The organism is Mesorhizobium sp. (assembly GCF_024509055.1).
Lineage (GTDB): Bacteria > Pseudomonadota > Alphaproteobacteria > Rhizobiales > Rhizobiaceae > Mesorhizobium.
Map to the genome: position 1 here is coordinate 1 of NZ_JANINM010000532.1, position 9,372 is coordinate 9,372.

The 9,372-nt window shown below is 63.4% G+C and carries 7 protein-coding genes and 2 pseudogenes; 3 read left to right on the forward strand and 6 right to left on the reverse strand.

Annotated features, from left to right (window positions below):
- Window positions 1–1,139: pseudogene (locus Q0L57_RS31790) on the forward strand (peptidase C14 caspase catalytic subunit p20); the annotation flags it as partial.
- Window positions 1,140–1,452: 313 nt separating this feature from the next.
- On the opposite strand, the gene Q0L57_RS31795 reads toward Q0L57_RS31790, so the two are convergent.
- The 6 genes and pseudogenes from Q0L57_RS31795 to Q0L57_RS31820 form a co-directional block, all read right to left on the reverse strand.
- Window positions 1,453–2,136 (reverse strand): transglutaminase-like cysteine peptidase, encoded by a 684-nt coding sequence (locus tag Q0L57_RS31795; protein WP_296747053.1) that lies wholly within the window; start codon window positions 2,134–2,136, stop codon window positions 1,453–1,455.
- Between the two features lie 181 nt (window positions 2,137–2,317).
- Window positions 2,318–3,856, reverse strand: coding sequence for a monocarboxylate uptake permease MctP (gene mctP, locus Q0L57_RS31800; protein ID WP_296747054.1), 1,539 nt, complete (start codon window positions 3,854–3,856; stop codon window positions 2,318–2,320).
- Between the two features lie 4 nt (window positions 3,857–3,860).
- The gene (locus Q0L57_RS31805) at window positions 3,861–4,082 is read right to left on the reverse strand and encodes a DUF3311 domain-containing protein (protein WP_296747055.1); all 222 of its coding nucleotides are present in this window, start codon (window positions 4,080–4,082) and stop codon (window positions 3,861–3,863) included.
- Window positions 4,083–4,314: 232 nt separating this feature from the next.
- Window positions 4,315–5,022: pseudogene (locus Q0L57_RS31810) on the reverse strand (NAD-dependent deacylase).
- Between the two features lie 60 nt (window positions 5,023–5,082).
- Window positions 5,083–6,495, reverse strand: a complete 1,413-nt coding sequence (gene tldD, locus Q0L57_RS31815; RefSeq protein WP_296747056.1) for a metalloprotease TldD — start codon at window positions 6,493–6,495, stop codon at window positions 5,083–5,085.
- A gap of 122 nt (window positions 6,496–6,617) precedes the next feature.
- Entirely contained in the window at window positions 6,618–7,157 is a 540-nt protein-coding gene (locus Q0L57_RS31820) for an invasion associated locus B family protein (protein ID WP_296747057.1), read from the reverse strand.
- 328 nt (window positions 7,158–7,485) lie between these two features.
- On the opposite strand from Q0L57_RS31820, the gene coxB reads away from it, so the two are divergent.
- Entirely contained in the window at window positions 7,486–8,367 is an 882-nt protein-coding gene (gene coxB / locus Q0L57_RS31825; protein WP_296747058.1) for a cytochrome c oxidase subunit II, read from the forward strand.
- 38 nt (window positions 8,368–8,405) lie between these two features.
- Window positions 8,406–9,372 (forward strand): cbb3-type cytochrome c oxidase subunit I (locus Q0L57_RS31830; protein ID WP_296747059.1); only part of this gene is annotated, 967 nt, incomplete at its 3' end.

Here is a 9,372-nt window from a genome sequence, read left to right on the forward strand (position 1 = left end):
CGCCGCCGGAGGAAATCGTCTATATCGACCGTCCGGTGCTCTATTTCGACGACCCCGATTTCGATTTCGAACCGCCGCCGCCGGTCGCGGTCGTCTTCCTGCCGCCGCCGCCGCCGGATTTCATCGTACTGGCGCCCCCGCCGGAGCCGGTCGGCATCTTCGTCCTGCCGTCGCCGGTCTTCGTGCCTTTTCCGGCCTGGATCAACCCGCCGCATGACATCGTGCCGCCGCCGGACAACATCATCTTCAACAACATCCACAACACCACGATCATCAACAACACGACGATCAACGAGAACAATCAGGCAGGGCAGGGTGGTGGCCTCACCACCGGCCAGAAGCTGACCGCCGGCGCAGTCGGCCTCGGTGCGGCCGCGCTCGCCACCAAGGTGGCTCTGCCCCCGCTTCTGCAGAAGCGCGCCACGGTGCTTCAGCAACAGGGCAAGCAACCGGTGACGCCGCTGTCGAAGACGCTTTCGACCGAGCATGCTCTGCCTGGCGCCAACGGCCAGACGCTGCCGCTCGTCAACGGTAAGCCGCCGGTACTCAATGGCCAGAACCTGCCCAACGACAAGACGAAGAAGCTGCTTAACAACCAGGGCACTCTGGGTGGCAACCAGACCACCGGAAACGGCGGTACCGGCCAGGGCAATGGCCAGCAGAGCGGAACCGGCCAGGGCAAGAACGGTAAGTTGCACAAGCTGCCTACCGTCAACGGTGCCCCTGCCCAGCAGGACCTGAACGCCCAGCAGAAGCTTCAGAACAATCCGAACGCGTTGTCGGGCCAGACCAACGGCAACCCGAAGAAGCTCACGCGCAAGGATCTGTCATCCGGCCAGCCCAACGATCAGGGCGGGGCCAACGGGAACAAGAAACTCCGCAAGCTGCAGAACGGCGGCGGTACGGGCGGCGCTGGCGGAAACGTCCAGCAGAACAAGCCAAACGTGCAGGTCCTCTCCAAGCCGAAGAAGCCGGAGTTCCATGCCCAGCCGAAGCCTCAGGTTCAGGAACGCCGCATCCAGCAGCAGCCCAAGCCTCAGCCGCAGGAACGCCACATCCAGCAGCAACCGAGGCCGCAACAGCCGCAGGGCAACAAGAAGCCTGCCTGCGGGCATCCCGGTGAGCCGCCTTGCAAGTAGAGCAATGCCAGGAAAAGCGTGAAGCGGTTTTCCGCCAGGGATTGCTCTAAGACGTCGGAGACAAAAAGCGGTTCGCCGGTTCTGCGGAACGGCGAACCGCCGGCAAGGTGGAATTGCGCCGGCGCCACTTCCGCGCGGGCTGGCGGCAAAGCAAATGCAGCGGTCCTCCCTAGAAGCGCTGGTCCGCTTCAGGCTCTCCGTGTCCTGTAGGGGTGAGAGGGTCGACGATTGAAACGTCGAGCACCTGCCGCAAGCGACCGGGCCGCTCCTTTCGTCCGGAGCGGTTCATCGTTTCATGAAATGGAGAAACGTCTCAGTTCGCGGCGATCTTGGTAAACGTCTTAGGTTTGCCGCCGCGCTGATTTATCGACACCCAGACGTTCGGGTTCTGCTGCGACTGGCGTTTCAGGAAATAATAGCCGGTCGCGTCCCAGGGCCTGACTTCATTGACCAGATTGTCGAGGATCAGATCGCCCTTGTCTGTCTTCACCGTCAGGATGGTGTGACCTTCATTGTTGAGGTCGCGCACGATCGTCATTAGCAGGGCCTGGCGCGGAAATCCCGCTTCCATCAGAAGCTTGCGCTTGTAGAGCGCATAGATCTTGCAATCGCCCTTGCCGTCCACCGGGTAATCCCAGTGGTCCAGCATCGTGCCCCAGTGATCGTAATTGCTGACGGGCACGATGTAGTTGTTCGCCTTGAGGTTGATCCGCCGCAGTGTGCGCAGGTTCTCCGCGGTGAGCTTCACGTTCACGGCGGCCAGGTCGGATACCTTGCATTCTTTCGGTCGGCGGCCGCAGAAGTCGACCCAGCCATAGGGGACGCTGGTGCGCCCTCCGACCGAGGCGAAGCTCGCGCCGCCAACAGCCGGTGTCGATGGCCGCTTGAACAGCGTCGACTGCGCCGATGCCGTCCCGACATCCAGCGAACTCACGCCAACCAACGAAACAAAGCCAACCAGGAAGGAAGAAGTCAGGACGCCGAGGGAACGCACCACTGGCAACACCACCGCACGAGGAGCCTGACGACGAGTAATGCAGAAACGGGGGACGGGATCAATTAAATATTTAACAAAAGGTTAACACGTACGTGTCCGTGTTGCGCAAATGCGGCGTGGCCTTCGCGCAACAGGGCAGGGGCGCCTTTTTGGCGCCCCTGCAAGGCATCCGCCTGATCGGTCAGCCGACGTAGTCGGCGGCGACCGTCGCATCCCCCTGGTTGGTCATGCCCAGCATGCGGATGACCAGATTGGCCACGATCGCCACCGCGAAGTTCAGGATCAGCGCGTAGAGGCCGATATAGGCCGGTATCGTCAGGCCTCCGACATGCAGCGCATAGCCGGATGTCTGGAAACCGGTGAGGGACGCGGCCCATATGCCCCATGCCAGTCCGGCGGCCAGACCCAACAGCAGGGCCTTGGCGTCGAACCAGCGCGTATAGATGCCGCAGACGATGGCCGGCAGGGTCTGCAGGATCAGGATGCCGCCCAGCAGCTGCAGCTGGATCGCGTAGGTCAGCGGCAGGAACAGGATGAACACCAGCGCCCCGACCTTGACGATGAGCGAGAACAGCTTGGCGATGCTGGTTTCCTGCTCGGTCGAGCAGGTGGGATTGATGTAGGCCTTGTAGATGTTGCGGGTGAAGAGATTGGCGGCCGCGATCGACATGATCGCTGCCGGAACGAGGGCGCCGATCGCCACTGCCGCGAAACCCAGCCCGACGAACCAGCTCGGGAAGAAATGGAGCAGCAGGCCGGGCATTGCGAACTGCGCCTTGTACTGGGCGAAGTAGGGAGCGAGCTCAGGCAATTGGTCGATGTGGGCCGCATAGGCGAAATAGCCGAGCATGGCGATCAGCCCGAGCATCAGCGAATAGGCCGGCAGGAACACCCAATTCCTCCGCAGCGTGTTCGGCCCCTTGGCCGATAGCACCGCGGTGGTAGCGTGCGGGTAGAGCATCAGAGCCAGCGCGGAGCCGAAGGCCAGCGAGGTGTAGATGGAGATCTGCCCTGTGTTGCCGTCCTTGACGGGAGGCAGCAGCAGCTTTTCCGGCGGGATGGCGGCGAAGATCGATCCGAAGCCGCCCATCTTGATCGGCACGACGACGATCAGCGCAATGACCGTCACATACACCAGAAGGTCCTTCACGATGGCGATGGAGGCCGGCGCGCGCAGTCCGCTGGTGTAGGTGAAGGCTGCCAGGATGACGAAGGCGATGATCAGCGGCAGGTCGCCGGCCAGGCCGGCCGTCGGGAAACCGAGACCGCCGACGACGACCTGGATGCCCACCAGCTGCAGCGCGATATAGGGCATGGTGGCGACGATGCCGGTGATGGCGATCGCCAGCGCGAGGCCCCGGTTGTTGTAGCGGCCGGCGACGAAATCGGAGGCGGTGACATAATTGTGCTGCCTTGCCACCACCCACAACCTTGGCAGGATGGCGAACACCAGCGGATAGACCAGCACCGTGTAAGGCACTGCGAAGAAGCCGAGCGCGCCGGCGCCGAAGACCAGGGCCGGCACGGCGACGAATGTATATGCGGTGTAGAGATCCCCGCCGATCAGGAACCAGGTGACCCAGGTGCCGAAACGGCGCCCGCCGAGCCCCCATTCGTGCAATTGGCTCATATCGCCCTTGCGCCAATGCGCCGACACGAAACCGAGCAAGGTGATGAAGGCGAATATCGCTATGAAGACTGTCGTTGCGACCACATCCATGGTGTCAGTCTCCGCTGCCCGATGGCACGGTCATCCGGTAGACGACGGCGATGAAGATGCTGGACAGCGGCACCCATAGGATCTGCCACCAGTAGAAGAACGGAACGCCGAACAGGCTTGGCTCCAGCCGGTTGAAGAACGGCACGATGAGCACGGCAATGCATGGGATCGCGAGCAGAATGATCTGCAGCGGCCCGAGTTTGCGTGGAGTGGAAACGGGACTCATTTCAAAAGTGTCCTCCCTATATGCGAATATGCGAAATACGATCCCCCGGCGGCACGCTGCGCCGATTTGCCGACTCGCGCAAGAAATGGCCTCAGGGCTGCGATGCCAATAATGTGGAAAAGCCCCCGGCTCGATTGCAGGGAGGGCCTCGTCGCCGGTGCGGCCCGGATTCGGTGAATCCAGTCGCGACATGCCGGCGCGAACTCAGGTCACGAGGTGGCGGGATTGGACGTCAGCCGGTTCCCGAAAGGATGCGCTCGACAAAGGCCGGCACTACTTGTGTCGCCGGCCCCTCCACCTGCTCGTCGAAGCGGGAGGCCCAGCCTGCGCATTTCAGGTTGAGCTCGACCGTCACCGCGCCGGCGGCGCGCGCCTCCTCGACGAAACCTGCGGCCGGATAGACGCTGCCGCTGGTCCCGATCGCCGCGAACAGGTCGCACTGCGCCAGCGCCTCGCCGATCTCCTCCATGCGGTACGGCATTTCGCCGAACCAGACCACGTCCGGCCGCAGCCGCCCGTTCGCGCCGCAGCGCGGACGTATCGAATGGGCCATGATGTCTGCGGTCCAGCTGCTGCTTTCGCCGCAGCCCTGGCAAAGCGCGCGGCCGAGCTCGCCATGCATGTGGATCAGCTTCCGCGAGCCGGCGCGTTCATGCAGGTCGTCGATGTTCTGTGTGACGAGCAGGACGTCGCCCGTAAGCTCTCGCTCGAGCCTGGCCAGCGCGGCGTGCGCTGCGTTCGGCTCGACGTCACCCAACTGCCGCCGCCGCATGTTGTAGAAATCCTGGACCTTGGCGGGGTCGCGGGCAAAGCCTTGCGGCGTGGCGACCTCTTCGAGGCTTTACTTCGCCCAGACCCCTTCGGGATCGCGGAATGTGGCGACGCCCGATTCCGCCGAAATGCCGGCTCCCGTCAGGATGACGATCTTCGATCTGGGCATGGTGGCCTGCGCCTGGAACCCCTTGTTGAGAGGCAATGCTACCGGAACAGGCTTCGGCCCTCAAACCCTGGTGCCGCCCACCGTCATCTGGTTCATCCTGAGATGCGGCTGGCCGACGCCGACGGGAACGCCCTGTCCGGCCTTGCCGCACATGCCGATGCCGTTGTCGAGCTTCATGTCATTGCCGATCATGGTGACGCGGTGCATGGCGTCGGGACCGTTGCCGATCAGCATCGCGCCCTTGATCGGCTGGGTCACCTTGCCGTCCTCGATCATGTAGGCCTCCGTGCAGCCGAACACGAACTTGCCGGAGGTGATGTCGACCTGGCCGCCACCGAAGGAGACGGCGTAGATGCCGTTCTTGACCGAGGCGATGATTTCCTCGGGGTTCATGTCGCCGGAGGTCATGTAGGTATTGGTCATGCGCGGCATCGGCTGATGCGCGTAGCCCTCGCGCCGGCCGTTGCCGGTCGCCTTCATGCCCATTAGGCGGGCATTCTGCCGGTCCTGCATGTAGCCGACCAGCTTGCCGTCCTCGATCAGCACGTTGCGCGCGGAGGGCGTTCCCTCGTCGTCGACGGTGAGCGAGCCGCGCCGCTCGGGGATGGTGCCGTCATCGACGACGGTGACGCCCTTGGCCGCCACCTGCTGGCCCATTAGGCCTGCGAAGGCAGACGTCTTCTTGCGGTTGAAGTCTCCTTCCAGGCCGTGGCCGACGGCCTCGTGCAGCATGACGCCCGGCCAGCCGCTGGAAAGCACGATGTCGAACGTGCCGGCAGGCGCCGGAACGGCTTCCAGATTGACCAGAGCCTGCCTCAGCGCCTCGCCTGCCGCGTGCTTCCAGCTCTCTTCGCTGACGAACTCGCCAAAACTCTTGCGGCCGCCCATGCCGTAGGAACCGCTCTCCTGGCGATCGCCATTGCCGACCACGACCGAGACATTGACCCTGACCAGCGGGCGGATATCGCGCGTGAGCTGACCGTCGCCGCGCACGATCTCGACATGCTGCCACGACGCCGCGAGCGAAGCCGTCACCTGGCGCACACGCGGATCCTTGGCGCGCAGCCAGCCGTCGATTTCCTGCAAAAGCTTTGCCTTGGCCTCGAAGGACGGCGAAGGGATCGGGTTTTCATCGCCGTAGAGATGGCGGTTGGTGCGGGCGGGCGCCGCCGCGAGCTGGCCGGAATAACCGCCCTTGACGGCCGAGACGGCGTCCGCGGCGCGCAGCAGCGAGGCTTCGGATAGATCGCTGGAATGCGCGTAGCCGCTGGCCTCGCCGGCCACGGCGCGTAAGCCGAAACCCTGGTCGGTGCTGAAATTGGCCGTCTTCAGCCGGCCATTGTCGAACACCAGCGCTTCGCTCTCGCTGTATTCCAGGAACAGCTCGCCGTCGTCGGCGCCCTTGATGGTGTCGGCGACGATCTCTTTGACGCGGTCGTCGGAAATGTCGAATTGGCCGATCAGGCTGTTCATGGCGGGTTGTCCACTGGCAAGTTTCTTCGATTCACCCGATGTAGGGGCGAAGGTGCGTCAAGACAATCGTCAGTGGAATCCGCGCGGGATCGTCGTGCGTGGGCTGACAGGTCGCTCGCGGATCAGGGAAGGGCGGCGAAACCTTCGGCGAATCCCTTGAGGTCGACGGGAATGCCGATGCCTTCTTCCGGCGTCTGGAAGACGATGAAGGTGGCCGAGGTGCCGGTCTTCAGCGTTTCGAGCAGCGGTTTCTCCAGGATAACCTCGGCGTAGCAGCCGTCCTGGAAGCAGCGCACGAAGTAGGCGCGGCCGATGTCCTTGCCGTCGACATTGAGCCCGAGGCCGTTGGGCAGCAGCACGCCGAGCGGCGCCAGCACGCGCAGGATCTCGGCCTTGTTGTCGGCGGTGCGCAGCACCACGACCGACAGACCCATCTCCGGACGGTCCTCGGCGACCACGTTCTGCATCATCACGCATTGTTCCGAGGTCGCGCCGGCCGGCGTATCGCAGATGATCGACCATGCTCCATGTGTCGACTTGACCGTACCACTGGGCGGCGCGGCCGTGTTCGGCGCCGCGCCGGCACTGCCGATCAGGCCGATGCCAAGCAGGGCGGCGAGGAAGACGACCTTCGCCAAGGGTCTCGAAAGCCAGGAAGTCATGACGGCTCCATTGCGAATCACGGCACTTTAAGCCGCGCCGGGGCCAAGTAAAGGATGGGACCGTCGCCGGTCTGCCCCGACACCGGCAATTGCGCGCTTTTCCATAGCAAATTCGCCCGAATTGCGACCGTCCGGCTCAACGCGCGGCGATGCCCGGACATGGCCTTCGGGCTGCGCGCAAAAATGCCGCACGGTTTCGTCCGCTCCTTTCTTGCGGAGGGAAATAGAGTATGGTTTGAACCAGCCTAGGGACAGACCGGGATTCCCAATCCCGGCGCCGTCCGTTATTGGTGCGATCCGATCGCAGGAAGTGGGAGACGAGAGGGCGATGAGAAAATTCCTGGCAAGCGCCAAGTTTATGGCAGGTGCCGCGACTGGCGTGCTCCTCTCCAGCGCCGCCGCTCACGCGGATCAGCCGCGGCCATGGGAGACCAGCTTCCAGGCGCCCGCGACCGACATGATGCGGCAGATCGAGTGGTTCGGGAACTACACGATGTGGTTCGTCGTACCGATCACGGTCCTGGTGCTGGTTCTTCTGGGCATTTGCATCCTGCGCTTCCGGGCGAGCGTCAATCCGGTTCCGTCGAAGACCAGCCACAACACGCTGATCGAGGTGATCTGGACGGTGGGGCCGGTCATCGTGCTGCTGCTCATCGCCATTCCCTCCTTCCAACTGCTCACCGCGCAGTACACGCCTCCGGAAGACGCCAAGCTCACCGTCAAGGCGACCGGCAACCAGTGGAACTGGGACTATGAATATCAGGTCGACAAGACCTTCTCCTTCAACTCGGCGATCCTCCAGGAAGGTGATCGCGCCAAGGCAGGCAAGGAAGACAAGAGCCTCTATCCGCGCCTGCTTGCTGTCGACAACGAGCTGGTGGTGCCGGTCAACACCATGACGCGTGTGCTGATCACCGCCACCGACGTCATCCATTCCTTCGCCATGCCGTCCTTCGGCATCAAGATGGACGCCGTGCCTGGCCGCACCAACGAGACCTGGTTCAAGGCGGAGAAGGAAGGTCTCTACTACGGTCAGTGCTCGCAGCTCTGCGGCAAGGACCATGCCTTCATGCCGATCGCGATCCGCGTCGTCTCCGAAGCGCAGTTCAAGACCTGGCTGGATACGGCCAAGACCAATGTGCCTGCCGCCAACAAGGCGCTGATGGCCGAGGTCGACGGGACCAACAAGGTAGCGGCCGCTGGCAACTGATGCCGCGGGTTAGCAAGATTTAGGGAACGGAGCGGAATATGGCAGAGGCTGCAGCTCACGACCACGGCGACCACCGGCCACATGGCTGGGTCCGTTGGGTCTACTCCACCAACCACAAGGACATCGGCACGCTCTACCTGATCTTCGCGATCATCGCCGGCATTGTCGGCGGCGCGCTCTCGGTCGTCATCCGCATGGAGCTCCAGGAGCCTGGCATCCAGATCTTCAGCGGTCTGGCGCAGATGGTCTACGGCATGCACGGCGACGCCGCCATCGACGGCGGCAAGAGCATGTACAATGCGTTCGGCGCCGCGCACGGACTGATCATGATCTTCTTCATGGTCATGCCGGCCCTGATCGGCGGCTTTGCCAACTGGATGGTGCCGATCATGATCGGCGCCCCTGACATGGCCTTCCCGCGCATGAACAACATCTCCTTCTGGTTGCTGCCGCCGGCCTTCATCCTGCTGCTCACCTCGATGTTCGTGCCAAGCGCGCCCGGCGCCTACGGCGTCGGCGGCGGCTGGACGATCTATCCGCCGCTCTCGACATCCGGCCAGCCCGGTCCGGCCATGGATCTGGCGATCCTGTCGATCCACATCGCCGGCGCGTCCTCGATCCTCGGCGCGATCAATTTCATCACCACCATCTTCAACATGCGCGCCCCGGGCATGACGTTGCACAAGATGCCGCTCTTCGCCTGGGCCGTCCTGGTCACCGCCTTCCTGCTGCTGCTCTCGCTGCCGGTCCTGGCGGGCGCCATCACCATGCTGCTCACCGACCGCAACTTCGGCACCTCCTTCTTCGTGCCGGATAATGGCGGCGATCCGCTGCTCTTCCAGCACCTGTTCTGGTTCTTCGGTCACCCCGAGGTGTACATCCTGATCCTGCCCGGCTTCGGCATCATCAGCCACATCGTGTCGACCTTCTCGAAGAAGCCCGTCTTCGGTTATCTCGGCATGGCCTACGCCATGGTCGCGATCGGCGCCGTCGGCTTCATCGTCT